18 protein-coding genes are annotated in these 25,667 nt (G+C 53.8%); 13 read left to right on the top strand and 5 right to left on the bottom strand.

Annotated features, from left to right (window positions below):
* Window positions 1-2 precede the first annotated feature (2 nt).
* From FFS57_RS07550 to FFS57_RS07530, 5 genes are all read left to right on the top strand, one after another.
* Window positions 3-941: an ABC transporter permease gene (locus FFS57_RS07550; protein ID WP_137937169.1), complete on the top strand. Its 939-nt coding sequence runs from the start codon at window positions 3-5 to the stop codon at window positions 939-941.
* Between the two features lie 105 nt (window positions 942-1,046).
* Complete coding sequence (locus tag FFS57_RS07545) at window positions 1,047-2,069, top strand: ABC transporter permease (RefSeq protein WP_249383934.1); 1,023 nt, start codon at window positions 1,047-1,049, stop codon at window positions 2,067-2,069.
* Window positions 2,070-2,088: 19 nt separating this feature from the next.
* Window positions 2,089-3,771 (top strand): ABC transporter ATP-binding protein, encoded by a 1,683-nt coding sequence (locus tag FFS57_RS07540; protein ID WP_137937167.1) that lies wholly within the window; start codon window positions 2,089-2,091, stop codon window positions 3,769-3,771.
* 169 nt (window positions 3,772-3,940) lie between these two features.
* Window positions 3,941-5,812, top strand: a complete 1,872-nt coding sequence (locus FFS57_RS07535; RefSeq protein WP_137937166.1) for a S9 family peptidase — start codon at window positions 3,941-3,943, stop codon at window positions 5,810-5,812.
* Between the two features lie 329 nt (window positions 5,813-6,141).
* Entirely contained in the window at window positions 6,142-6,774 is a 633-nt protein-coding gene (locus FFS57_RS07530; RefSeq protein ID WP_137937165.1) for a PEP-CTERM sorting domain-containing protein, read from the top strand.
* Between the two features lie 50 nt (window positions 6,775-6,824).
* Here FFS57_RS07530 and FFS57_RS07525 read toward each other — a convergent pair whose 3' ends face one another.
* A complete protein-coding gene (locus FFS57_RS07525) occupies window positions 6,825-8,024 on the bottom strand; it encodes an NnrS family protein (protein ID WP_137937164.1) in 1,200 nt (399 codons plus the stop codon).
* A 130-nt stretch (window positions 8,025-8,154) separates the two neighbouring features.
* On the opposite strand from FFS57_RS07525, the gene ubiU reads away from it, so the two are divergent.
* Genes ubiU through ubiT form a run of 3 tightly spaced genes read left to right on the top strand, consistent with a single transcriptional unit; the run spans window position 8,155 to window position 10,510 of the window.
* Window positions 8,155-9,165, top strand: coding sequence for a ubiquinone anaerobic biosynthesis protein UbiU (gene ubiU / locus FFS57_RS07520; RefSeq protein WP_137937163.1), 1,011 nt, complete (start codon window positions 8,155-8,157; stop codon window positions 9,163-9,165).
* Between the two features lie 4 nt (window positions 9,166-9,169).
* Window positions 9,170-10,066, top strand: coding sequence for a U32 family peptidase (locus FFS57_RS07515; RefSeq protein ID WP_349306719.1), 897 nt, complete (start codon window positions 9,170-9,172; stop codon window positions 10,064-10,066).
* A 9-nt stretch (window positions 10,067-10,075) separates the two neighbouring features.
* On the top strand, window positions 10,076-10,510 hold the full coding sequence (gene ubiT, locus FFS57_RS07510; protein ID WP_137937162.1) for a ubiquinone anaerobic biosynthesis accessory factor UbiT: 435 nt from the start codon (window positions 10,076-10,078) through the stop codon (window positions 10,508-10,510).
* Window positions 10,511-10,617: 107 nt separating this feature from the next.
* Here ubiT and FFS57_RS07505 read toward each other — a convergent pair whose 3' ends face one another.
* From FFS57_RS07505 to FFS57_RS07495, 3 genes are read right to left on the bottom strand one after another with little or no spacing between them, the layout of a single operon-like run.
* Window positions 10,618-11,556, bottom strand: coding sequence for a GGDEF domain-containing protein (locus FFS57_RS07505; RefSeq protein ID WP_137937161.1), 939 nt, complete (start codon window positions 11,554-11,556; stop codon window positions 10,618-10,620).
* The gene (locus FFS57_RS07500; protein WP_137937160.1) at window positions 11,556-12,176 is read right to left on the bottom strand and encodes a chemotaxis protein CheC; all 621 of its coding nucleotides are present in this window, start codon (window positions 12,174-12,176) and stop codon (window positions 11,556-11,558) included. Before FFS57_RS07500 ends, FFS57_RS07505 begins: the two co-directional genes overlap by 1 nt.
* A 14-nt stretch (window positions 12,177-12,190) precedes the next feature.
* The gene (locus tag FFS57_RS07495) at window positions 12,191-12,556 is read right to left on the bottom strand and encodes a response regulator (protein ID WP_137937159.1); all 366 of its coding nucleotides are present in this window, start codon (window positions 12,554-12,556) and stop codon (window positions 12,191-12,193) included.
* Between the two features lie 214 nt (window positions 12,557-12,770).
* Between FFS57_RS07495 and FFS57_RS07490 the strand changes: the two genes are divergently transcribed.
* The 3 genes from FFS57_RS07490 to FFS57_RS07480 all read left to right on the top strand — a co-directional run bounded on the left by FFS57_RS07490 (window position 12,771) and on the right by FFS57_RS07480 (window position 15,963).
* Entirely contained in the window at window positions 12,771-14,447 is a 1,677-nt protein-coding gene (locus FFS57_RS07490; protein WP_137937158.1) for a GMC family oxidoreductase, read from the top strand.
* A gap of 27 nt (window positions 14,448-14,474) precedes the next feature.
* Window positions 14,475-14,600, top strand: a complete 126-nt coding sequence (locus FFS57_RS26250; protein ID WP_502705904.1) for a LuxR C-terminal-related transcriptional regulator — start codon at window positions 14,475-14,477, stop codon at window positions 14,598-14,600.
* 166 nt (window positions 14,601-14,766) lie between these two features.
* Window positions 14,767-15,963, top strand: coding sequence for an amino acid aminotransferase (locus FFS57_RS07480; RefSeq protein WP_137937156.1), 1,197 nt, complete (start codon window positions 14,767-14,769; stop codon window positions 15,961-15,963).
* Window positions 15,964-16,110: 147 nt separating this feature from the next.
* Here the strand turns inward: FFS57_RS07480 and FFS57_RS07475 are convergent, their stop codons facing one another.
* Window positions 16,111-16,812, bottom strand: coding sequence for an aspartate/glutamate racemase family protein (locus FFS57_RS07475; protein ID WP_137937155.1), 702 nt, complete (start codon window positions 16,810-16,812; stop codon window positions 16,111-16,113).
* Window positions 16,813-17,526: 714 nt separating this feature from the next.
* Between FFS57_RS07475 and FFS57_RS07470 the strand changes: the two genes are divergently transcribed.
* Window positions 17,527-23,439, top strand: a complete 5,913-nt coding sequence (locus FFS57_RS07470; protein ID WP_137937154.1) for an MG2 domain-containing protein — start codon at window positions 17,527-17,529, stop codon at window positions 23,437-23,439.
* Between the two features lie 212 nt (window positions 23,440-23,651).
* On the top strand, window positions 23,652-25,667 hold a 2,016-nt coding region (pbpC, locus tag FFS57_RS07465; RefSeq protein ID WP_249383933.1), incomplete at its 3' end, for a penicillin-binding protein 1C.

Raw genomic sequence — 25,667 nt, 5'->3', positions numbered from 1 at the left:
ACATGTTCGCGTACTTTGTACGACGCATCCTGCAAATGATCCCGACCATTCTCGGGGTCATTTTGATGCTGTTCTTGCTGTTCAATTTTTTCGCGGGTGACCCGGCTCAGATTCTGGCCGGGAAGATGCCCAATCCCGAACGAATCGCTGCCATCCGGAAGGAGCTGGGGCTGGATGAACCGTGGTTTGTCCAGCTGTGGGTATTTTTCAAACAGGTGGTGACATTCGATTTTGGTCGAAGCTGGACCACCAACGAACAGGTGAGTCAACTGCTGGCAGCACGACTGCCCGTTACGCTGACCATCATGCTACCAGTGTGGGTGCTGGAAGCGGCCATTGCTGTTGTATTGGCACTGGGTGTTGCCTATGTGCGCGGCACGCTGACTGACCGTGTTGTTATGGCCATTTGTACGGCATCCATGTCGATCAGCTTGTTGCTTTATGCGGTAGTTGGGCAGTGGGTATTTGGTTCGGTGCTAGGGTGGGCGCCAGTGCAGGGGTGGGGTGATGATTTGGCCACCAATCTGTCGACTTATGCATGGCTGCCGATCTTGTTGATTCTGTTTGTAGCCATTACCCCCAGTTTGCGGTTGTATCGCTCATTTGTGGTGGAGGAGATCAATCAGGATTATGTACGTACTGCGCGCGCCAAAGGTGTGAGCGACAATCGCATCATGTTCGTACATGTGCTGCGAAATGCATCCATTCCGATTGTGACCAATATGGCGCTGTCACTACCTGGGTTGGTGGTTGGATCGTTCATCATTGAACAGATTTTTTCGATTCCCGGCATTGGCCGCGAAGTGATTGTCGCAGTGGAAAAGAGTGACTTCCCGGTCATCAAGGCCATCACCATCATGGTGGCGTTTGTCACCATGTTTGCCAACCTCATTGTGGATGTGCTTTATAAAGTGCTTGATCCGCGTGTTGAACTCAAGTAGGAGCAGAACATGTCCAAAAGTCAGGAATTCTGGATGCGTGCTCTGCGATCGAGCATCACCACAAGGTTCGTTCCTAACATGACGAATTCGAGCAGGGACTTGAACATGTCCAAAAGTCAGGGATTCTGGGCGCAAGCCATGCGTCGCTTGTTCTCAGGTTGGCTTGCCAGAGGATGCGTTTTGGTGTTGTTGGTATTTTTGTCAATGACGCTGGCTGGGTGGGCCGGGCTTGTCGCCAAGAATTGGGATGAGCAGGTGGCGGTGTCTTATGCCAATCCCAACTTCATGAAAGACGCACCTAATCCACAAGGTGAAGCCAGTCGCCTGACCTATGCCAAGATCGAGGTTGATGAAGCCTCTCGTGCTGTTGATCCGCTGGCGCCAAACTATGCCAAATTCGACGAACTGGAAAAACAGTATCATCAGGATGAAACCCCCCTTGACTGGTCGCGTCCGATGGGGGCTGACAAGCAAGGGCGGGATATCGTCGACAAGGTGATCAAAGCTTCACAAGTGTCAATCACCGTTGGGGTGATGGCTGCAGTGTTCGCGGTATTGATTGGTACTGTGCTCGGTGCGCTGGGGGGCTATTTCGGCGGTATTATCGATGCGGCACTGGAATGGGTCTACAGCGTATTTACAGCGATGCCTTACATTCTGCTGGTGATGGCGATTGCGTCGATTGTCCGTACGCCAGGTATTTCGACCGTGGTTTTTATACTGGCCATAACCGGCTGGACCGGAACCTATCGATTGATTCGTTCCGAATATGTGAAGCAACGAGGCCGTGAGTATGTTCAAGCGGCCAATGCGATCGGTGCATCTAACTCGCGTCGTATGTTCATTCATATTCTGCCGAACGTCAGCCATCTGATGCTGGTACAGCTATCGCAGCTGGTGGTGGATTTCATCAAGTCGGAAGTGGTGTTGTCGTTCCTAGGTTTTGGTGTGCCAAGCAGTTCGGTTTCCTGGGGGGTGATGATCAGTGAGGTTCGTGCTGAACTGGTCTTGGGCAAATGGTGGCAGTTGGCCGCCGCTGCAGGTGTGATGTCATTGTTTGTGGTGACATTTGGCCTGTTCACCGATCTGTTGCGTGATGCGCTTGATCCGAAAGCGCGTCGTAAATAAGCCCCTGAAGGAAACAACCATGTCCAACGAAACATTGCTTGAGGTACGTGACCTCAAGGTGGAGTTCAAGCTGGGTCAGGGGCAGATTTTCACCGCCCTGAAAGGCATCAGTTTTAGTGTCCCGAAAAACAGCGTCGTCGCATTGGTGGGCGAATCAGGCTCTGGTAAGTCAGTGTCAGCCATGGCAGTGATGGATTTGCTACCCCATGACAACACGCTGATTGCACCCGAAAGCCGGCTGATTTTTGAGGGTAAGAATCTGTTGGGGGAAAGTCGACAGCAACGTCGTGACCGTTGTGGCAGTCAGATGTCGATGATCTTCCAGGAACCAATGAGCTCGTTGAATCCGGTCTACACCGTCGGTAGCCAGATTGCCGAAGTGCTGCGCCTGCATAAGAACATTAGTAAAAATCAGGCACTGGCACGTGCTGTCGAGCTATTGCGCGAGGTCGGTATTCCCGAGCCGGAGCAGCGCGTCAACAGCTATCCGCATGAAATGTCCGGTGGCCAGCAACAGCGGGTGATGATTGCGATGGCCATTGCCTGCGAGCCTAAGCTACTGATTGCAGATGAACCGACAACAGCATTGGATGTGACCATTCAGAAGCAGATTGTCGAGCTGTTGATGAAATTGCGTGAACGGCATGGCATGTCGATTCTGTTCATTACCCATGATTTGGGCCTGGTGAAGGAAATTGCGGATCATGTCGTGGTGATGCATCACGGTTTGATCAAGGAGTCGGGCGAAGCCAGGCAGATTTTTGCCGAACCCAAGGATACCTATACCCGTGCGCTATTGGCATGCCGGCCATCATTGGATCGCCGCCCGGTCAGGCTGCCGGTGGTGGATGACTTTCTGCAGGGGCGTGAAAAAGAGCTGCCACAGGAAGAACGTAGCCGTGGTGTACAAGACAGTGACCCGATCGTGCTGGAAGTCCGCAATCTGCAGAAGGTATATACCCAAAAGCGTGGCTTGTTTGGTAAGCATGAAATCCCGGCAGTGAAGGGGGTATCGTTCAAGCTGCGTAAGGGTAAGACGCTGGGTGTTGTGGGAGAGTCCGGATCTGGCAAGACCACCATGGGCAAAGCGGTTCTGCGCTTGCATTCTGCTCAAGGTGGCCAAGTGCTGTATGGCGGTAAAGATTTGCTGGGCTTGTCGGATAAGGATTTTCAGCCTTACAAGAAAAAGCTGCAGATCATTTTCCAGAACCCTTATGCATCGTTGAATCCGCGTTTCACTGTTGGGCAGATTTTGACTGAACCCATGCAGATTCACGGCATTGGCAGCAACGATGATGAACGTCGCGCGACTGCTCTTGGCTTGCTCAAGCGGGTTGGTCTGGATGAGCGTGCCTTTGGCAAATATCCGCACGAATTCTCCGGTGGCCAGCGGCAACGTATTGGTATTGCTCGTTGCCTGACCATGCGGCCGGAAATCATTGTCTGCGATGAGTCGGTATCAGCACTGGACGTATCGGTACAAGCCCAGGTATTGAACCTGTTGCAAGAGCTGCAAGACGAGTATGGCATGAGTTATATCTTCATCTCGCATGATTTGTCGGTGGTGAAATATATCTCCGACGAAGTACTGGTAATGAATCAGGGCGAAATGGTGGAGTACGGCAATTCCGATGCCATCTATCATGACCCACAGCATGCATACACCAAGAAACTGCTGTCAGCTATACCAGGGCGTGATTAGCCGGTTGCTGCTGTCTATTGATTTGGATAAACTCATTTGGCGCGCACTTACACGGTGCGCGTTATTTTGCGGATGTATCTTGTTATAAAAGGTAGCTGTTCGTGAAAGATAGCTTTCGATGAAAGATAGCTAAATGTCATGACAAGCTGCCACTTGAGAGAGGAATAAGATGAACAAAGCAACGCAAGCCACATTGTTGATCCTGAGCCTGCTGGGTGCAGCACCAAGTTATGCTGTCGAGCAGATTCCAGTTCGCGAATTTTTCAAAAATCCGCAACAGACCAATTTTCAGATTTCACCGGATGGCAAGATGGTGTCCTTCACCCAGCCATTTGAACGTCGCATGAACATTCATGTGCAAGCGCGGGGCGGTAATGCCAAGCGGATCACCTCGGTTGAGGACCGTGATATTCGTCAGTATTTCTGGAAGGGCAATGATTATCTATTGTTCCTGAAAGACAATGGCGGCGATGAAAACTTTCACCTGTTCGCAGTGGACAAGGAAGGTAAGGCCACGCGTGATCTGACCCCATTTGACAAGGTACGGGTCGAATTGATTGATGATCTGGTGGATCATCCAACCGATGTCATCATCGGCTTGAATAAGCGCAATCCCGAGATTTTTGATGCCTATCGGTTGAATATTCAAACCGGCAAGTTGACGCTGGTGGCAGAAAATCCAGGCAAGATCACTGGATGGGTGACCGATCACAATGGGCGCATTCGGGTGGCTACCAGCTCAGATGGGGTGAACGCCAGCCTACTGTACCGTAAGGACGAGAAATCCGCATTCAAGACGGTCCTGACCACTAGTTATAAAGAAACGTTACAGCCGTACTTCTTCACTTTCGACAACAAATACCTCTATGCTGCTTCGAATCTGGGGAGGGACAAAGTAGAAGTTGTGGTATTCGACCCCGCCAGCGGTAAGGAAAAACAAGTAATTTACAAACGTGCGGATGTTGATGTAAGTGCGTTGAATTATTCTCGCAAGCGCAAGAAACTGACCACCGTGGAATATACCGACTGGAAAGGTCAGCGTGCCTTTCTGGATGCTGAAGCCGAAAATCTTTACAAGCGGTTGCAAACCAAACTGCCAGGTTATGAAATCACTATTACGGCTACCAACAAAAACGAAGATACGTTTGTGGTAGCGACTTACAATGACCGGACACGTGGTTCACGCTACCTGTACGAGGCAAAAACCGACACCTTGACCAAGCTGGGCGATGTCACACCTTGGCTGGATGAGGACAAGATGGCGCCGATGAAGCCAATTCAGTACACATCGCGTGATGGGTTGGTGATTCATGGTTACCTGACATTGCCATTGGATAAGGAACCGCGCAACCTACCTGTGATCGTCAATCCGCATGGCGGACCTTGGCATCGTGACGAATGGCGTTTCAATCCCGAAGTGCAGTGGATGGCCAATCGCGGCTATGCCGTGTTGCAAATGAACTTCCGTGGTTCAACCGGCTATGGCAAACAGTTCTGGCAATCCAGTTTCAAGCAGTGGGGCGGCACCATGCAGGATGACATCACTGATGGTGTCAACTGGTTGGTACAACAAGGGATTGCTGATCCAAAGAAGATCTGCATTTATGGCGGTAGCTATGGTGGCTATGCCACGCTGGCTGGTGTTGCATTCACGCCGGATCTGTATGCCTGCGCCGTGGATTATGTTGGTGTTTCAAATCTGTTTACCTTCCTCAAGACCATTCCGCCTTATTGGAAGCCTTTCCTTGAGCAGATGTATGACATGGTCGGCCATCCGGAGAAAGATAAGGAGCTGTTGGAAAAACGTTCCCCGGTCTACCATGCCGACAAGATCAAGACGCCATTGATGGTGTTGCAAGGGGCGAAAGATCCACGCGTCAATATCGCAGAATCCGATCAAGTGGTCGATGCACTGAAAAAGCGTGGCGTTGATGTGCAGTACTTGGTCAAAGACAATGAGGGACACGGCTTTGCAAATGAAGAGAACCGTTTTGAGGCATATGGAGAGATGGAGAAATTCTTCTCTAAATATCTGAATTGAGTTATGCGATATTCAGATTAGCCACCCTATTTCCAATAAATACATGTTAAATCGGGTAGGTTAACTGAATGGCATATAACTGGCGGTGTGCTGGGTTGAAAGGCCTGACATGCCGCTTTTTTCTTGTCTTATTCGAACAGGTTGCATGCAAGGCTGGGCCTTGCATGGGCCAGCTATTACTTTGAGGTTGTCGGGATTTTTTACATTTAATTGTTGCTATAATATTAATATTTGAATTAGTTATTTATTATCAGCTAGATTGATTTTTTGGTATATTTTTTGCTTGAAACTACGTCCAGTTGACTTTCAAATGAAATGAGCTAAACACAATGTTGCGCAAAATTTTGCTGATCGTGGGTATGGCGTTGTCGTCTGCATCCAATGCCGGTTTGTTGTTGCAGGATGGATTTGATGTGGATTCAACCCAGACAATACTCAACTTCGATGGTTATACAAACTGGACCGTTTCCAACGGTTCAACGGATTATTATTTCAATGACTCATTGACTTGCGCATACGGTTCCGCAGGTGGGTGTGTTGATCTTGATGGGACGACTGGTCAAGCCGGACGCATGACCTCCAGAAAGTCCTACACGTTCCAGGCAGGCTATACCTATTCATTGTTTGGGGATATTGGCGGCAGCCAACGCAGCAATGGCGGCAACGATACCGTGACATTCGGTATTTTGCAGGGTGGTTTGCCCAGTTACACGCGTGTGGTATCAGATCTGGCATGGAATGCCGATTGGAGCACTTATGAGCTTTCGTTCGTGCCAACGACAAACTTTACTGGTCAGCTTTTTTTCCAGAATGATGGCGGTGACAATATTGGCGCACTATTGGATAACGTCATGTTCTTGACGACAGCACCAGAGCCTGGTGGTACAACCCCATTGCCTGGTACGCTGGCAATCCTGGGGTTGGGGTTGACCGCGTTGGGCTTGATTCGCGCTAGAAGCTGATCTAGTTGAACCGGATAAAACAGGGCGTTTTACGCCCTGTTTTATTTTGTTTACCCAGCATTGCCATCGGCTCGTGGCTGTAAAAAGTACTGCGCATAGCGCCGATGCCACCATATGAAGCATCCCAGCCATAGACTTGCAGACAGAAGATAGCCAATGGCGGGTGACCACGGGAGCAATTCTGTTATAGCTCGGGTCAGTACCGTACCCTGGAACAACCAGAACACCAGCCAAGTGGTGCGATCTGCCGTCAATGGCCGACCGGAATGGCCCAAGGTGACACGGGTCGCCATGGCGATCAACAATGCCCCCAGAAAGCCGATGCTGACAATATGCAGGGGTAGCAAACCCAGGCCTGCAAACCCTGCCAGGCTCAGTATGCTGGAGCAGGCATAAGCCAGCATGCCCAGCCCAAACCACAGAAAACCCCAATGCAGCATGGCTAGAATCCAGACTGCCTGAGCACGACGAAACCCCCAACGCCAGCTGGTATATAGGGCAAGGATGGCGAGTGGTAGATCAATCAACCACGAAACTGACTGTAACTGCAATCCTTCGAATAGACCATGCAATATGCTTCCGGTCAGTAACACGATCAACAGCCAGTAGGGGCGCCATGGCGTGACAAGTGGAACGGCATTGCCGGTAAAAAACGGAATCATCCGATGGGAAACGGTCAGGTAAACCGGTATCAGAAATCCCCACAGTGCGATGCGAATAGCCAGATAGCTATCACCCAATACCATCATCAGGCAGGCAATCATGCCGATCAGTAAGGCTGTTACGATGATTCGGGCGTGCCAGGTATCGCGCTGTGGAGACCTGCGGATCGCTTGCAGAAACCAACCGCTTGCCCAGGCAAAACCAGTCATCCAGACCAACATACCAAGCTGGGCAAGCTCGCGATGGCTGATTAATCCAACGTAAAACATGATCAACCCACCGCTGCAGATCGCGAACACCGGTAGATAGATCTGTCGCTGTGGCCCGGCAACCCCCAGCCAGCGTGGCCCTGCTGTCAAAAGAAAGCCTAGAAAGAAAAACGGGAAGACACCAAACAGCATCAAGAATGCGTGAATCTGCCGTCCAGGCAGCGTCCAATCGATATAAGGCAACCAGCCGCCAAAACGGGCAGCCAGATCATAGGCCCAAAACAGCATCACCAGCACGGCTTGGCTCGCGCCAGCGTAGAACATTACACGATGCGGGGCAGCAAAAAAGTGCTGCCAGCGATAAGGGGCGGCTGCCATGGTTTTTACCTGATTAATTTACTCGGGTAAATGGTATCAGTGGTTACGAGTGTGCCACTTGACCTTCGTCAAGTGCGATCGAAGCGCTGGCTGGTACGCTGCGGCAGTTTTGTGATGAATGGTGTCAAACATGTCAGTGACTTTGCCTGAACTGGTCTGCCCTGCTGGTAGCCTGCCAGCACTGAAAATGGCGGTGGATCGTGGGGCGGACTGTGTCTATTGCGGTTTGAAGGATGAAACCAATGCCCGTAATTTTTCTGGGCTGAATTTCGATACGACTAGCTTGCGCGAAGGAATACGTTACGCACACCAGCATCGGCGCAAAGTATTGCTGGCCATCAATACCTATGCCCAGGCAGGGCAGAGTGAGCGCTGGCGACATGCGGTAGATCAGGCGGCCGAGTTCGGTGTGGATGCAGTGATTCTCGCTGATATGGGTTTGCTGGCCTATGCCGCCCAGACCCACCCGCACTTGCGATTGCATCTTTCCGTACAGGGTTCTGCGACTAATTATGAAGCCATCAATTACTGTCACGAACGTTTCGGGGTGGTACGGGCGGTATTGCCACGGGTGTTGACGTTGTTGCAAGTGGAGCAGGTGATTCGTCACACGCCAGTTGAAATCGAAGTATTTGGTTTTGGCAGCCTGTGCGTGATGGTGGAAGGTCGTTGTCTGTTGTCATCCTATGTAACGGGTGAATCGCCCAATACTCATGGAGTGTGTTCACCAGCAAAAGCGGTGCGATGGAACCAGACGCCAAAAGGTATGCAATCGCGGCTCAACGGCATGCTGATCGATCAGTATGCCGACGGTGAAAATGCTGGCTACCCTACACTATGTAAAGGTCGTTTCGACGTGCATGACGAAATCTACTATGCGTTGGAAGAGCCAACCAGCCTGAATGTACTGTCGGTATTGCCGGATTTGCTACGAATCGGTGTAGCGGCGATCAAGGTCGAAGGGCGTCAACGTAGCCCGGCCTATGTTGGGCAAGTGACTCAGATCCTACGAGCAGCACTGGATGCGTGTGCGGATGATGCCGGCCGATATTCCGTGAAGCCAAGTTGGGCTGCCGCATTGAACAAGGTGGCGGAAGGTCAGCAGGCCACATTGGGGGCGTATTCCCGACCATGGAAATAAACATATGATGAAGCTTTCGCTGGGGCCGGTTTTTTACTACTGGTCGAAAAACCAATTGCTGCAGTTTTATGCCGAGATGGCCGAAACCGCGGTTGATATCATTTATTTGGGTGAAGTGGTATGTTCCCGTCGCCATCTGTTACGCCCTGATGATTGGCTATCGCTGGCACGGGATCTGACCAGTGCAGGCAAGCAGGTGGTGTTGTCGACCCAGGTATTGCTTGAGTCGGAAGCCGACTTGAAAGTGATGCGGCGTATTGTCGGCAACAAAGAGTTTCTGGTGGAAGCCAACGATTTGGGGGCGATCCGGTTGTTGCATGAAGCCAGGCAACCGTTCGTCGCCGGAACACATTTGAATATCTACAACGCCGAGACGCTGGCATTTTTCATCGGAGCGGGGGCCTGCCGTTGGATACCGCCAGTGGAAACGGCCGGTACATCACTGACTGCCATGCTCGCTTCCCGGCAGTTGCCGGTGGAAACCGAGTTGTTCGCATATGGTCGGTTGCCCCTTGCCTACTCGGCTCGCTGCTTTACGGCACGTCATCATAATTTGAAGAAGGACGATTGCCAGTTTCGTTGTCTTGATGACGCAGATGGCATCACCTTGCGGACCCGAGAGGGGCAGCCTTTTTTAACCCTGAATGGTATCCAGACGCAGTCAGCGTTGACTTACAATCTGCTGGACACTTTACCTGCTTTAAATGCAGCAGGGGTCGATATTGTGCGGATTTCGCCACAAGCTCATGACATGGTCGCCGTCATGAAATCGTTTGATCTGGTCCGTCAAGGTAAAGCGCCAGCATGCCATGCCAGTATGCCGATCGGCCCCTGTGATGGGTATTGGCATGGGCTTGCCGGCATGGTGCAGGGTGATGGGTCATCGCAATTGACGAAGTGAGGATTGAATATGGAATTTGCGACACATTTTCCGGCGTCCTTGGCCAAGCTAATGCGCAACTTGCCGCAATGGCCCCATGGTGTAGCGTGCAGCGTCATACTGAATTTGGCAGAGCGTGCACAGGCACTGCCTGATCTGCAATGTCTGGAGGGACGACGTTTTGCCATTGAGATTCGTGATCTGGGCATTACTGTGCCCTGTCAATTTGAAGATGGCCGATTCAAGCCTGTCATGGGGCGGTTTGTGCCAGACGTTCGCTTTTCTGCTGCACTGGCGGATTACCTTTGCCTGATTCGTCGTGAAGAAGATCCGGATACCCTGTTTTTTCACCGCAGATTGGTGATTGAAGGTGATACGGAACTGGGGCTGACCATGAAAAATCTGCTGGATGCGTTGGAGCTGCCTAGTATCGGGCAACTGTTAAAGAATGTGTTGAGGCGGTAGGCTGTCTGGTGACGTGGTTGTCTGGCCCCGCAGATCCGTGTTTCCACCAGCCCGGTTGTCGTGGAATAGCCGAGCCGCACTTTCGCCGCCTGGTTGGGCGGCTTTTTTTATGCCACCGTAACGCAATTACGCCCAGCGTGTTTTGATTGATACAGGGCCAAGTCGGCAACCTGAATCAGGTCTTCGATCTCATACATGGCATCTTGCCAGCAGGCCCCACCAAAACTGGCGGTAATATGGATTGCTTGTGACTCGATCACAATGGGCAATTGTTCGATCTCGCGCCGTAGTCGCTCACCCAACAGGCTGACACCATCAAGATCCGTTTGTGGTAGCACGATGATGAATTCTTCACCGCCATACCGACCGAACACATCGGATTCCCGCAACAGGGCTGAGATATGTCGACCGCACATCCGAAGTACTTCGTCGCCAGCTAAATGGCCCAACGTGTCGTTGATCTGTTTGAAGCGATCCAGATCAAACATCAATAACGACAACGGTGTGCGGTAGCGCCGTGCACGGTCAGCCTCACTCAGCAAGCGTTGCAGCGTGTAGCGGCGGTTGAATACCCCTGTCAGGCTGTCACGGTTATTGGTTTCTTCTAGCTGACACATAGCACTTTGCAACTGACGTTGGTAGATGGCGACATCAGTCATGTCATATAGCAGGGCGCAGATGTTATCGACTTGGCCTTGTTCATTGCGCAACGGCATGAAGGTGCAGCTCTGCTGCATGAAATCGACACCACCAGTAACTGGGCGATTGTGTGGAAAGCGAAACAGGTAGGGGCGTTGTTCCCATGACACAAACGAAAAGTTCTTCAACAGAAAGATACTGTTGAGTTTCTTTTCCAGCCATTTGCGTGGCAATTCAGGGAACAGGTCAAACAGGTTGCGCGACAGCACGTCGTTTGCGGCATGACCGCTATGGCTGACCATGAACTGGTTCCACAATTGCACTTCAAACTGCTTGTTGACGACAAAAATGCCCACTTCGATGTGTTCGACAATCGGTGGATTCAACGCCAACAATCGATCCGGCATCAGAAACTTTCCATGAATTTGTCAATGGCGTTACGCATCGACTCGATCGTGGTTTCTGGCATCAGGAAGGCCAAGTGGCAGGCGAATTGCTTCAGTTCCAGCGAGAAATTTACCTCGACCAGTAATGCGTGTTGCCACGTCATATCCACATTGGCAAACAACATATCGACTGGAGTGCGAGCGGCCAGGATCGTGGGAGGAGAGTAGCTTTGCTGGGCACTCAGCAAATCGGCAATGGAACCTAAACATGCGCCAATCAGTACATTGCTGACTTCCAGCAGTACTTCTATCTCTCCCTGAGCGGTCAGTTCTTCTTCAAATCCCATCAACTCAGCGGCCAATTCGGCGCAACCGGATTGATCATAGATGACCAACGCTTCACCGCGCATCGACCCCTGAAAGGATTGCCGGGTGGCGGTGATTTCACGACCAGTACCAATCAGTTCGGTAATGGCGCGTGACAGGGAGGCGGCATCCAGTACGCGAATACGTGGCACCGACAACTTGACGAAACAATCCAGAATGGCCGCCAATGATGTGCCTGCCTGACCCATGGCGATGTTGGTCACTTCCTGCAAGGCATCCGTCTGATCCGGACTGAGCAATGTGGGATTGGCCATGCTGAGTACCCCAGTTAAAGCAATCCTTGCTCACGCAAGGCAGATTGCAGTTCCTCCGGCTTGACGGGTTTACGGACAAATGCACGTGCACCCAGCGACATGACCCGCTCCTGGGCCAATGGCTGGATATCCGCAGAAACAACGAATACCGCTGGGGTGATACCTTCATGTTGCAAGGTTTCCAACACTTGAAAGCCATCGAATTCGGGCATAGTCAAATCCAGGAACACTACATCAGGTTGTTGTTCACGGCAGCGCGATACAGCCTCCAGGCCATTGCTGGCTTGGCTGACATTGTCCGCCCAGCCATCTGGCAAGGCTTTGATCAACATTTTGCGTGCCATGGCAGAATCATCACACACCAACACGTTGGGGATCATTGTTGTAGACTCTATTGAGATGGATTGGGCGTGGTTTCAGTGTATGCCAGCAGCCCCTCATCTGCCAGTTCCAGATAGACGCTTGGCAGGATGTTGCGCTGCGCAAGGATTGTGCAGTCGTAAATCAAACCATCTTTTCGGCTAGTTTCGACTCGCTCAGTCTTCCGTAACAATCAAATTGCCAGACAGTAAAACATAAACGGAGTGAATCGCCATGTTCGATTACGTGATCATCGGTGCTGGCTCGGCAGGTTGTGTGCTGGCCAATCGGTTAAGTGAAGACGCCGACATTCGGGTCTGCCTGCTGGAGGCTGGTCCACCGGATAACCATCCGCTGATCCATATGCCACTGGGCATCCTGTGGTTGATGCGATCCAAGGTATTGAACTGGAATTTTCAAACGGCACCCGAGCCCTCGCTGTGCGATCGTCGCTTGTTTTGGCCGCGTGGGCGCATGCTGGGTGGCAGCAGCTCGTCGAATGCAATGTGCTACATCCGCGGACATGCATCCGATTACGATCGCTGGGCCGAATTGGGGAATGCTGGCTGGTCATTCGATGACGTGTTGCCTTACTTTCGCAAAGCAGAAAACAATCAAAATGGGGAATGCGCTTACCATGGCGTAGGCGGACCTCTGCAAGTATCCAACTTGCGCACGCCGTGCGAACTGTCGCAACTGTATTTGCAAGCCGGGATTCAGGCTGGCCTGCCGTACAACCCGGATTTCAACGGGGCAGATCAGGATGGGGTCGGCCTGTTTCAGGTCACGCAGCGGGCTGGCCGCCGTTGCAGTGCTGCGCAGGCATATCTGGTACCAGCCAGTCAACGCCCCAATCTAACAGTGATTACCCATGCCCATGCCGCTCGTATCCTATTGCAGGATGGCCGCGCCGTGGGGGTGGAATATCGTCGGCATGGCAAGGTCGAGCAAGTGACTGCCCGGCTCGAAGTGCTGTTGTCAGCGGGTACTGTGCAAAGTCCGCAGTTGCTGATGTTATCGGGTATCGGCGACCCAGAATGGCTACGGCAGGCGGGTGTGCCGGTGTTGACGGCAGTGCCGGGCGTTGGGCGCAATCTGCAGGACCATCTGGATGTCATCATTACTCACCAATCCACAGTGTCGGGCAGTTATGGCATCACTTGGCGCAATACCCTGGCGGGCCCATGGAACTTGTTCCGCTATCTGGTGCGACATGATGGCATGTGTACTACCAATGGCGCTGAAGGGTGTGGCTTTGCCCGTACAGCGGATGATGAATTGGCACCGGACGTACAGTTTCACTTTACCCCGGGGAAATTGCGCAATCACGCACGGGATCTGGCTTTCTTGTGTGGTGAGGGATATTCATTGCATGTATGCAATCTGCGACCGAAAAGCCGTGGAGAGATCCGCTTGGCCAGCCTCGACCCGATGGCTGCGCCAGCTATTCGCGCCAATTATCTATCTCATCCAGATGACATGGGACACATGTTGCGTGGTGTGAAACTGGCTCGCAAGATTCTGGCATCACCGGCTTTTGACCGCGTACGAGGGCTGGAACTGGTACCTGGACCGGATGTGGTCACCGATGCGGATCTGGCACAGTTTATCTGCAACAAGGCGGAAACCATCTACCACCCGGTGGGGACTTGTAAAATGGGCCATGACCCGATGGCCGTTGTAGACCATGAACTACGAGTGCATCGGGTCGAGCGATTACGGGTGGTGGATGCTTCGATCATGCCATTGCTGATCGGTGGAAACACCAATGCACCGACGATCATGATCGCGGAGAAAGCGGCTGACCTGATCAAGGCCGCACGACGGGAATCCTCCCTGATTGCATCGTTGACCTTGCCCGTATCGACACCATCACCTCAATCAGGCGAAATGGCAACCGTTGTCAGTTAAGGCACCAGCAACCGGACTAATCGCGAACTGGCCATTCTGGTGCTATTGGCCAAAAGTATGGGCAACGAGCAGATAGCAGGCCATATCCACCTATCGGTTCATACCGTCAAATGGCATATCCGTTGCATGCTGGATAAGCTATCGGCGCCGTAAGCGCATTGAGGCGGTATTCAACGCCCGGCGATTGGGTTTGCTGGGCAATGGATAGCAAAGCCGGGCACATACAAATGCTTTCGCGTATAGTATCTTGCTCAAAATCAACGGGAACCGACCACACCGGCCGATTCTATCCCCAACTGCCAACAGGAATGCACCTCTCATGTTCGAGCACGTTAACGCCTACCCCGGCGACCCGATTCTGACTTTGGTTGAAACCTACAACAAAGACACCCGCCAACCGAAAGTGAACCTTGGTATTGGCCTATATTACGATGAGCAGGGCCGTATCCCATTGTTGGGCTCGGTTCGCAAGGCCGAAGTTGCCCGCGCCACGCAGCCCGGGCCACGACCTTATCAGCCGATGGAAGGTGCCGCCAATTATCGCGAGGCGGTACAGAAGCTGGTATTTGGCGCAAACCATGAGGCGGTGACCAGCAAGCGTATTGCTACCATCCAAACCATTGGCGGTTCGGGTGCATTGAAGATCGGCGCGGATTTCCTGAAACGTTACTTCCCTGAAAGTGATGTCTGGGTCAGTGATCCGACGTGGGACAACCATCGCTCCATGTTTGAAGGCGCCGGGTTCAAGGTGTTCGACTACCCCTACTATGATGCCGCGACCGGTGGGGTGCGTTTTGATGACATGTTGGCCACACTGGCCAAGTTGCCTGCCAAGACCATCGTGTTGCTTCACCCTTGCTGCCACAACCCAACCGGCGTTGACCTGAATCGTGAACAGTGGGTGCAAGTGATCAAGCTGGTGGTCGAGCGTCAGCTGATTCCATTCATGGATATTGCCTATCAAGGATTTGGCGACGGACTGGAAGAAGACGGTTTTGCTATCCGTGCCATGACTGATGCGGGGGTGAGCTTTCTGGTCAGCAATTCGTTTTCCAAGAATCTGTCGTTCTATGGTGAGCGCTGCGGTGGTTTGTCTGTGGTCTGCCCGAATGCAGAAGAAGCAGACCGTGTGCTGGGGCAGCTCAAGTTCACTGTGCGCCGCAACTATTCCAGCCCACCAACACATGGCGGCCAGATCACTGCTGCGGTAATGCTGGAGCCGGCCTTGCGCAGCGAGTGGGAAGGGGAAGTGGAAGCAATGCGTGTGCGTATCAAGGCCATGCGTCAGAAGCTGTACGATGTATTGAGTGCCAAGCTGCCCGGTCGCGATTTCAGTTACTTTCTCAATCAGCGCGGCATGTTCAGTTACACTGGTTTAAGCCCAGAACAAGTCGACCGACTGCGTGAGCAGTATGCGGTGTACCTGGTTCGTTCTGGCCGCATGTGTGTGGCTGGTCTGAATACAGATAACGTTGATTACGTGGCACAGGCCATGGCGGATGTGCTGTCGGATTGATCATTGCTGACTGATGGCAAAAACAAAGCCGGACAGAGTCCGGCTTTGTTTTTTGAATGAACGGATGAGACGAGGGGCTGCCCATTTGTACAGCCGGCGTTTTCCATTGCTGTCATTGAATTCCGGGATCTGTGTTAAATGGCGGCCTTACCGAGGATGTGTCGTCAACGCCCGTTGCAATGCTGCCCGGGCAAGCAAGCGGGTGGAGTCCAGCGTCGGCAAGGATGAGTTCTCATCGTTGATGATCAACGGGATTTCAGTACAGCCCAGAATCACCGCATCACAGCCTTGTGCCTTCATTTGGGCAATGACTTGTTGAAAATAGGCGGTACTTTGCATGTTGAACTGGCCGTTTACCAGTTCCGACATGATGATGTGGCTGATTTGTTCGCGTTCGTTTTTGGTAGGGCGAAGCCAATCGATGCCGTGCTGGGCAAGTTTATCTGGGTAGACATCGCTTTCGACCAGCCAGCGTGTTCCCGTCAGGCCGAGTTTGCCAAATCCCCTGCGGGTGGCCTCGGCGACAACGACTTCAGCGATGTGCAGCCAGGGGAGCGGTGAGTGAGGCAACACCCAGGACATGGCCTGATGGATGGTGTTGTCGGGGCAGATCAGAAAATCAGCACCGGCGCGTGCCAGCGCTTGGGCGGAGCGCAGCATGAGTCCAGCCACACCTTGAAGATCGCCACGGTCAAGACAATCGACATAGTCTGCCAACGACAGTGAATGTAAGGAAATTTCGGGATGTGCGTGTGCCCCCAGTAACGGAGCTGCTTCAGCGCAAATGGTTCGGTAGCACAGGGCTGCGCCTTCTGCAGAGCAAGCGACGATGCCGATATGTTGTGTCATGGGTTGTATGGCCTCAAAAGTGAATTGGAGCTGGGTGCATCGGCTTGGGCCAATATCGTGGCCCAAGCTGGTCTCTATGGCAGCTGGTGCCGGATACCAATTTTTTCAACGCCATTGACAGTGCGAATTGTCCCGATCACGGTTGTGACGCTAAATTTTCGTTGAAATCCAGTTTGTATTGTGGGCTGCACCGAACGCGGCCATTGCGATTGGCTACCGTTGTGCTTGCAAACGGTGGCAGCGCAAAGGTGAGCAGCCTATTCCATCAATTACCCTTGGTCCGTTAAGAGCCGCTAACAAAACCCTTCTGGTGATGTTGTGCAAACTCGTCGTACGCTCGTACTGTCTTTGTTTGCACGCCTAACCAGAACCACTTCGCTGGGTTTTGTTAGCGGCTCTAAATCAACGGCCCGTTGGCATTCCGTTCAAAAAACAGCTTTCCGCGGACTGCGAGTTAGCCGAAAGACTTCATACGACTTCACAATGACTTCACATGCTGCACATATACGAAGTGCATGCTATCGATCAGTATTGATTGGTGTCGTTTGCGCGTATGACGTGTTTCTGCTTGCAAGGCCTGCAGGTTGCGCAAGATGCGCACGCTGTGCCAGGCTACCCGGTTGGAATTCGGTTGCCATCTGGTCGCAAGCTCAACGTCAACGTGCTTATAATTCGATCATTATTCCTTTTACCCTCATTTCAGGCTAACCGCCCATGTCATTGCGCCCATTGCTGACGCCGTTCTTACTCCTGTGGTCTTTCATTTCGTTGATTTTCGTTGTGCTCGGTTGGTTGCTGAAACTGGTCGTTGGCGACGTGCACTGGCAGGCGCCAGGTTGGTTGCTGTCGCTGGGGGCAGGATGCTCGCGGTTGTGGGGCTGGGTACGAGCGAATCCCAAAAAGGGCGGGCTCTATGGTCTGCTGCTACTGGCTGTGCTGGGCTGCGGGGGGTATGGGGTATGGTGGTATGGGCACTTGCCCAAGCCGCAGATGACCAGCTACGAAGTCAAGGCGCCACCGTTGACCGCGCTGGAAGACAACAAGTGGGTGGTGAAGCCGTTGGTGATCGAGTTTTCCGAGTCGGTCGCACCGATCAAGGAGGTGGGCAAACCGATCAAGACTGGCATCAGTCTGAGCCCGGAGCTGGCGGGCAATTGGACCTGGGACGGTGACAAGCGGCTGACTTTCCAGCCGACTGCCGATTGGCCGGTCGGTGCCAAGTTCAAGGTCAAGTTCGACAAGAAAGGCTTCTTCTCTCCGCAGACCAAGTTGGAAGAGTATTCATTTGAATTCGATACCGCACCGTTTGAAGTGACGATTGCCAGCGCGGATTTCTATCAAGACCCGGTTGATGCTGGCCAGAAAAAACTGGTGGCGACGGTGCAGTTCAGCCACCCGGTCGATACCGCCAACTTTGAAAAGCGGGTCAAGCTTGATCTGGCGATGGGCGCGACTTTCCTTGGCCTGAGTGGGGATTCGACCCGTTACACCATTACCTACGACAAACCCAGGTTGAATGCCTACATTCACTCCGCCTCGTTGGCTATCCCGCGTGACGACACCAAAATGACCTTGACGTTGGGCAAGGGCATTGTGTCAGCCCGTGGCGGAAACGAGACGGAAAATGAGATCAGCACGGCCATCACCATTCCGGGCCGCTACAGCTTGCGGTTTGACAATGCTTCGATGACGCTGGTGGATAACGAACGGTTCGAGCCCGAACAGGTGCTGCTGTTCGAAAGTAGTATGCCTGTGGCAGACAAGGCGCTGAATGGCAATGTGCGGGCCTGGTTGCTGCCCAAGCACCATCCAGACCAAAAGGCCGAAGAGCGTGACGACAAGACGCCGTATCACTGGGGTGATGCTGGCGAGGTGGGTAAGCAGGTGTTGTCCAAGGCCAGTGCATTGTCGATCACGCAGGTGCCGGGCGAGGAAGAAAACAATTCGCTGCACAGCTATAAGTTCAAGGCACCCGTTGGTCGATTCCTCTACTTGCAGGTCAACGAAGGGGTGCAGGCATTTGGTGGTTATCAATCCGGCAAGACGCAAGGTTTTGTGGTGGAGGTACAACCCTATCCACAAGCCTTGAAAGTACTGGGCCAGGGCTCATTGCTGTCGCTGACGGGCGAGAAGAAGGTTGGCTTTATGGCGCGGGGGCTGGATAAGGTCAATATCGAAATCGGCCGCTTGTTGCCCAACCAACTGCACCATTTGGTACAGCAGCAGGGTGGCAACATGTTCACGCATCCCAATCTTGCGGATTACGAGATGGACCGATTGGTGGATCGTTATGTGGAGGATCGCGACCTGGATGCACGCGACCCCGGCAAGCCAGTCTATGACAGTATTGACCTCACCCCCTACCTGACGGACAAGCAGGGGGGTAAGCGTGGCTTGTTCCTGATCAAACTCAACGGAACGGGTAAAGCCCAACAACCGACCAGCGAGCCACAGGAGGCCACGGACGAAAGTGGCGAAGGCATGGAAGGTGAGGGAGAGTCGACTGACGAAGGCGAGAGCGGTGAAGCCAGCGATGCCCGGTTGATCCTGTTGACTGATCTGGGCGTGATTGTGAAACGGGCCGTGGCTGGCAGCCAGGATGTATTTGTGCAGTCGATCCAGACTGGTCTGCCGGTGGCGGGTGCCCGGGTGGATGTGATGGGACGCAATGGCCAACCGGTGGAAACGCAAACCACCGATGCCAGCGGGCACGCTCGCCTGCCCAATACCAGCAAATTGCTGCGCGAGAAAATACCGACGATGTATGTGGTGCAGAAAGAGGGCGATATGTCCTTCCTGCCGATCGGTCGCAGCGATCGCATGTTGAATCTGTCGCGCTTTGACGTGGGTGGTGTGTCCAATGCCAGCACGGCAGATCAGCTGTCGGCTTACCTGTTCTCGGATCGTGGCATTTACCGGCCAGGCGAGCAAGTGAATATCGGCACCATCGTCCGTACTGCAGACTGGCGTAGTGGGCTGGAGGGTGTACCGCTGCAGGCGGAGGTGACTGACCCACGTGGCGCGACCGTATTCCGTGAATCGATCAAGTTGTCGCAAGGTGGTTTTGACAGCTTCTCCTGGTCGACCACCGAAACCTCCCCTACCGGTGAATACACCGTGGGCCTGTATTTGGTGAAAAACGGTGCAAGGGATGTACAGATCGGCAACGTAACCGTCAAGGTACGTGACTTTGAGCCGGATCGGATGAAAGTCACCGCCAAATTGGCTGATGGACCTGTGGATGGCTGGCTGGCTCCGGCAGATGTGAAGGCGCAAATCAAAGCCATGCACCTGTTCGGCGCACCGGCAGCCGGCCGTCGTGTCGAAGGCGAAATCGGCCTGAGCCCGGTATTGCCGGCCTTTGCCAAATATCGCGATTATGCGTTCTACGACACCAGTCTGTTGTCGGAAGGCGTGCAGGACAAGCTCCCGGCCACCACCACCGACGATCAGGGTGAGGCGACATTGCCGCTCGACCTGCAACGCTTTGGCGCTGCCACGTATCGTCTGAACTTCCTGGCCAAGGTGTTTGAAGCAGAAGGTGGCCGTAACGTTGCATCGCAGACTTCGGTATTGGTGTCCAGCGCGCCCTATCTGATGGGGGTGAAGACGGATGGTGACCTAGGCTATATCAACCGCGGTGCTGCTCGCAGCAGCCGCTGGCTGGCTGTGGATCGCAAGTTGCAGTCCATTGCCGCGACGGAGCTGAAACTGGAATGGGTGCAGCGGAAGTTTGTATCGGTGCTGACCAAGCAGGACAGCGGTACCTACAAATATGTGTCGCGCCGCAAGGATATCGTCCGCGAAACCAAGCCGGCGCAGGTGGCTGCCGGCGGGACTGAATTTGCGTTGCCCACTGCGGAGCCCGGCGATTACATGCTGGTGCTGCGCAATCAAGAGGGTGAAGTGCTCAACCGCGTGGAATACAGCGTGGTAGGTGAGGCCAATGTCAGCAGGTCGCTTGACCGTAATGCCGAGTTGCAGTTGAAACTGAACAAAACGGATTTCGAACCGGGTGAAACCATCGATGTCAGCATCCGTGCGCCCTATGTCGGCTCAGGTTTGATCACCATCGAGCGCGACAAGGTCTATCACCATGTCTGGTTCAAGACCACTACGACCAGCTCGGTGCAGCAGATCGTATTGCCAAAAGATTTCGAAGGTAATGGTTATATCAACGTGCAGTTTGTGCGTGACCCGGGCAGCGAAGAAATCTTCATGAGCCCACTGTCGTATGGTGTGACGCCATTTGCCGTGAGCCTGAAGAACCGTACTGAAGCGGTACGGGTTGAGACACCACCGGTGGTCAAACCAGGACAGAACCTGAAGATGAAGGTGAAATCGGGTCAGGCGTCGCGAGTGGTGGTGTTTGCGGTGGATGAGGGCATTTTGCAGGTTGCGCGTTACAAGACACCGAATCCGCTGGGTTTCTTCTTCCAGAAACGGGCGTTGGAGGTGAATACTGCCCAGATCCTCGACCTGATTCTGCCGGAGTTCCAGCGCCTGATGCAGGCCGCTGCGCCTGGCGGTGACGCGGACGGTGCCTTCTCGAAGCACTTGAACCCGTTCAATCGCAAACGCAAAGCCCCAGTGGCATATTGGTCTGGCATTGTCGATGTTGGCCCGCAAGGCACTGAGTTGACTTGGCGTGTGCCTGACTACTTCAACGGTAAGCTGCGGGTCATGGCGGTGGCAGTGACACCGCAAACGATTGGGGTCTATGAAGGGGCAACCGATGTCCGGGGTGATTTGATCCTGACACCGAATGTACCTGCGATGGTGGCGCCGGGGGATGAATTCACTGTCAGCGTTGGTGTATTCAACAACACGCGTGGTGGTACCGGCCCGATCACTGTGGTCTTGAGTGGTGGTAAGGAGTTGGCAGTAGTGGGTGAAGGTAGAAAACAGGTGCAGGCCGCCTATCAGAAAGAAGGCGTGGCTGAATTCAAGCTGCGCGCGACAGAGGCCTTGGGGGCAGGTAATTTGCAGTTTGTTGCTACCTTGGGCGACAAGTCCGCCAAAATGACGGAAAGTGTCAGCGTGCGGCCAGCTGTACCGTTCCGCACCCAATTGGCGTTTGGTCGATTCAATGGTAGCAATGCCACACAAACCCTGACCCGCGAGCTGTATCCGGAATATCGCAAGGTGGATGCAACGGTGTCGGTTCTGCCGCTAGCCTGGTCACAGGGCTTGGTGGCGTACCTAGATAGCTATCCTTATTCCTGCACCGAGCAATTGGTGAGCAAAGCGATGCCAGCCCTGGTATTTGCAGGTCGCCCCGAGCTAGGCAAGATTGCAGGCAAGGACAGTATCAAGTCCGCATTACGGGTACTAGGCAGCCGCCAGAACGATCAAGGTGCATTCGGTCTATGGTCGTCGTCAGTACAGGTCGAACCGTTTGCCTCTGCTTATGCAGTTCACTTCCTGATCGAAGCCAAAGAACGTGGTACGACATTGCCAGCAGGTATGCTGGAGTCCGCCAATGACTGGTTGCAGAACCTGGTCAACAGTGGCGGTGAAGACCTGGGTAGCGCCCGCTTGCGTGCCTATGCCATCTACCTGCTGACCCGGCAGGGTGTGGTTACCAGCGGCATGCTGTCAGGTTTGCAGCAGGAGCTGGATGCGCGATTTGCGCCACAATGGACACAGGATCTGACGGCGGCTTATGTGGCGGCGACCTATCAATTGTTGAAGCAGGACAAGCTGGCCGACAAGTCGCTGAAAGCCGTACCGTGGTCGGATAAACGCAAGGACAGTGGTTATTGGGTGTATTACGACAGCTTGGTACATGACGCACAGTTACTGTATCTGATGTCGCGCCACTTCCCTGAACGTGCGATCAAGATCCCGACGACAGTGCTCGACAACATGGGTAAAGCCATGAGCAGCAATCACTTCAACTCGCTGTCGTCCGCCTATCTGATGTTAGGGCTGGATGCTTATGCTGCCTTGGCCCAATCGCAAGGCGTCAAATTGTCGATGGCTGAGATCGGGCGGGATGGTAGCGAAAAAATGCTGACCCTGCCGACGGGTAGTTTGCCGAAAGCCGCGATTTCAATGGCTGCCGCCAGCGTCAAGTTCGGCCGGGAAGGCAACCTGCCGGCTTACTTTGCCGTCAACGAATCGGGCTTTGATCGCAAAGTGGCGACGGAACTGCGTGAGGGCATTGAAATTGCGCGTGAATACACAGACTTGACCGGTAAAGCCATCAGCAAAGTGAAAGTGGGTGACGAGTTCCTGGTCAAGCTCAGTTTGCGTGCCACCAAGCGTGATCAGATCTCGCAAGTGGCGGTGGTGGATTTGCTGCCCGGCGGGGTTGAACCGGTGATCGAACTGCGCAAGCCAGTCGAGCCAGATGCGCAGGAAAATGCCAGTGAACAGACGGCACCCACGCTACCAATTGGCGTGCCGGACAAATCCAATTGGGTGCCGGATTTTGCCGATCTGCGTGATGACCGACTGGTGCTGTATGGTCAGGCTGGTAAGGATGTGGGCACCTTCGTCTACAAAGTGCGGGCAACCAATGCCGGCGTGTTCAAAACCCCGGCACCATTTGCAGAAGGCATGTATGACCGGTCTGTGGTGGCAAGAGGTACGGTGGGTAAGCTGGAGATCATCAAACCATGATCGCGACGGGTTGGGCGCCAGCCTGACACGCCTCAATATCACGTGATCCTGGTAGCGTAGGCCAAAATCTGATTGCACGGTATGTAACCAGATTTTGGCTTGCTGGCCTGGCCTGCAAATGCTGTTGCAAACTGGGCGATCTGTTTTTCACCCCAGCCCATATTGTTTTTACGTATGACTCGAATCATGCTGTTTCTGGCAGCCATCAAATCTTGCTGACTCGTTCCACATTGCGCCTTCTGCTGCGTCGCATGGCCCCCTTGCTGGTTGTGCTGGCTGTCCTTCGCCTTTGGCCGCACGACCCCTTGCGCCATTTTGCGCCCGAATCAACGGCAATCTGGTCGCGCGATGGCGAATTGCTACGGCTGACATTGGCCAGTGATCAACAGTACCGGCTATGGACACCGCTCGAACACATCTCGCCGCGTATGATTGAAGCGGTCAAGGTGCAGGAGGACCGCTGGTTCAATTGGCATCCAGGCATCAATCCTGTTGCTATCCTGCGTGGTGCGTTTCGCACCTATGCGCACGACAACCGCCAAGGCGGGTCGACCTTGACCATGCAGCTGGCGCGTATGGTCTATCAGCTCAACACCCGCAGCCCAACGGGTAAGCTGAAACAGGTCGCCTATGCATTGTGGCTGGAGGCTCGTTACAGCAAGCACGACATCCTGGAAGCCTATCTGAACCTGGTGCCCTATGGTCGTAACCTGCAAGGGGTGGGGGCGGCAAGCCTGACCTACTTCGGTAAAACGCCAGAGAAACTCAGCCTGCCCGAATCCATTACCTTGGCGGTAATACCGCAACATCCCAATCTGCGTGCCGACCGCATGCTGGGCCCACCGCGTCTGCAAAAAGCCCGACTGCGCGTGCTGGCCCGCTGGCCTGAAGCGTGGCCACTGAGCGAAGCAGAACGCCGACTGGCACGGCAACCGTTGCCATTGCGACCACTGGAAAGCCTGCCATTTCGTGCTCCTCATTTTGTCGATACCTTGCTTACGGATCGGCAACGGATGACCGGCCCCGTCCACACAACACTGGATAGCAAACTGCAACGACTGCTTGAACGACAAATAGCCAGTTTTCTGCAGCAAAAGGCGGCGCAGGGTGTACATAACGCGGCTGCCTTGTTGATCGACACCCGTGATCAAGGAGTGCGAGCAATGGTGGGCTCGGCAGACTATTTCAACCGGGCGATCGATGGGCAGGTGAACGGTACCCAGGCCAAGCGTTCGCCCGGTTCGGCATTGAAGCCCTTCATTTTTGGGATGGGGCTGGATCAAGGCGTGCTGCACCCCATGACCATGCTGCGCGATACACCCAGCGCCTTCGGGCCGTTCTCGCCCGAGAATTTTGATGGCCGTTTCATGGGGCCGATCAGCGCGCGTGATGCCTTGATCCGCAGCCGCAATATCCCAGCCGTATGGGTCGCCTCACAGCTGAAACGCCCAAGTCTGTACGATTTTTTGCGCAGCGCCGGCATCACCCAATTGAAGAGTGAGCAGCATTACGGCTTGGCGTTGGTATTGGGGGGCGGCGAGATCACGATGGAGGAGCTGGGCGGCCTGTATACCATGCTGGCCAACCGGGGGGAGCTCAAGCCGTTACGCTATCTCGACAACATGACAAATAATCCAGGCCCGAAACTACTATCACCCGAGGCAGCCTATTTGACACTGGATATGCTCAGCGCCAACCCGCGCCCAGATGGCGCCGTGCTCGATACCCGCATGCATTGGCCGGTGGCATGGAAAACCGGCACCTCCTGGGGCTTTCGTGATGCCTGGACTGTTGGTGTCGCCGGCCCCTATGTATTGGCAGTGTGGCTGGGTAACTTCAATGGCGAGGGCAACCCAGCTTTTGTCGGTATCGACTTGGCTGCCCCCTTGTTCTTCCGCATTGCCGATGCGTTGAACCTGGCCGAACAACAATCACCATTCAACGGGTGGCCTGTCCCTGCCGGCATCAAGCGGGTCACCGTCTGTGCCGCCAGTGGCGATCTACCCAACGCATGGTGCCCCAATACCACCTCCACATGGTTCATCCCGGGCAAATCGCCCATTCGGGTCAGCAATCTGCACCGCCCTGTCACCATTGACGTCCGTAGCGGCCGCCCAGCCTGCCCACCTTTCGAAGCTGGCACTACGCGGGTAGAAGTGTTTGAATTCTGGTCATCCGACATGCTCAAGCTCTTCCGCGAAGCCGGCATCCCCCGCCGCATTCCACCC

Origin of the sequence: Chitinivorax sp. B, from assembly GCF_005503445.1 — a bacterium.
Taxonomy (GTDB): Bacteria; Pseudomonadota; Gammaproteobacteria; order Burkholderiales; family SCOH01; genus Chitinivorax.
This window is presented reverse-complemented; position numbering and strand designations above follow the sequence as displayed.